Consider the following 1,500-nt stretch of genomic DNA (forward strand, 5'->3'; position numbering starts at 1 on the left):
TCCCCACGGCCACCCCGCTATACGCCCCCCAACGTCCCTGCCCGCCGGCCCCACCCCCGGGGGGGGCCCCGGGGGGGGGCCCCCCCCCTCGTCGTCCCGCCCGTGCCTGTCCTTATGATCGGCCGCATGGGTGAGGCCGGGGAGCTGTACAGGTCGTGGCGGTACGGGGAGCTGGACGAGGCGGAGCGCGGGGAACGGTACGAGGACCGGGTCTGGACCTGGGAGCGCGCGCATCCGCTGCGGTTCCTCCTGGTCGGCGAGGAGTGGGACGGGGAGCAGACGGTGTGGGCGCGCTGCGCCGACATCCAGGGGCTGTTCGCGGAGGAGGAGCCGCGCCGCGAGCGGCTGACGCTGACCGGGTGCCTGCCCGAGGGCAGGCTGCGCAAGGCCGTCGACGGGGCGGCGCGGGAGCGCGACCGTCTGGGTGATCTGGCCCTGAGCGTCGACGACGAGCACGACGACAGGTCCGGGCACGACTGGGAGCTGGCCGACGTCGTGGTGCTCGACGGCCGGCCGAACGCGGGCGACGCCTCGCGGGTGGACGTGGTGATCGAGGCGGAGGTCCGTGACTGGCCGGGCTCCCGTACCGAACCCCGGTCGGACCGGGTACGGATCTTCAACGGGTGGGGCGGCGGCTGGCTAGGCGAGTGCCGGCGCGTGGAGGGCCTCTACGGTCCGGAACGCCCGGTCGCGAGGCCGGCGGTCACCCTCGTCGGGTGCGAACCCGGGGAGTTGCTGCTGCGACGCCTGACGACCCGACGGGAGGCCGGGGACCCCGTGGAGCTGTTCGTGCTCGACCGGACGGGCCGGGTGGCGGGGATCGAGGAGCACCTGTTCCTGCACGTCCGCGAGGCGCGCCCGTCGGTGCTCGGGGGCGCCCTCGTCGACATCCGTATCGACGGCGGGTTCTCGAAGCCGCGGCCGTACGCCGGCCGTCCGGCCTGGGACGCGTGGTACGAGGGCGCCCCGAGCACGCCCAACGAGTGGGCCGGGCTCGACACGAGGGGCAGGACGGAGTGGCTGCGGTTCGCCAAGCCGGTCGGTGGAGAGGATCGCGTGGGCGACACCTGCCACCTGGACGGCCGGTTCGCCACCGACATCCCGGGCGTCCAGTTGGCCGTCGGCGAGGCGCTCGGCGGGCCCGGCGCTCACTTCGCCCAGTGCTGGGGCGCGCTGCGCGGCTGCCCGTGCGGTGGCAACCGTCTGCCGGGTCCGGTCACCCTGATCTGGCACGACGCGCACGTCGCCCGGGAGGCGCTGGCGTCGGTGAGCGCCGACGCGGAGGGCGAGCTCACATATTTCGAGAGTGTCCTGTGGCTGTTGGGACACTCGGGAATCACGGTCGAGACGGCGTAGGGCGGGCCGCGGCCCGCCGAGGGCCGACCTGCGACGCCCGAGGGCCGGCTCCCCGGGGAGCGGGGAGCCCGCCCTGCGCTGCCGAATGGAGGAGTCAGAACAACACCCGCTCCCGCAACTGAGGCGCCACCCGAACGCCCCCGG

1 protein-coding gene is annotated in these 1,500 nt (G+C 74.9%); it reads left to right on the forward strand.

Translation table 11 applies throughout. From position 1 onward, the window contains the following. The first annotated feature begins 126 nt into the window (after positions 1 to 126). A complete protein-coding gene (locus tag ACFC0D_RS38520; protein ID WP_376446764.1) occupies positions 127 to 1,356 on the forward strand; it encodes a hypothetical protein in 1,230 nt (409 codons plus the stop codon). Positions 1,357 to 1,500: the final 144 nt, after the last annotated feature.

The organism is Streptomyces sp. NPDC056222 (genome assembly GCF_042264065.1).
Taxonomy (GTDB): domain Bacteria; phylum Actinomycetota; class Actinomycetes; order Streptomycetales; family Streptomycetaceae; genus Streptomyces.

Coding starts and splice junctions, on each gene's coding strand:
- ACFC0D_RS38520 (WP_376446764.1), top strand. CDS start 127: ATGGGTGAGGCCGGGGAGCTGTACAGGTCGTGGCGGTACGGGGAGCTG.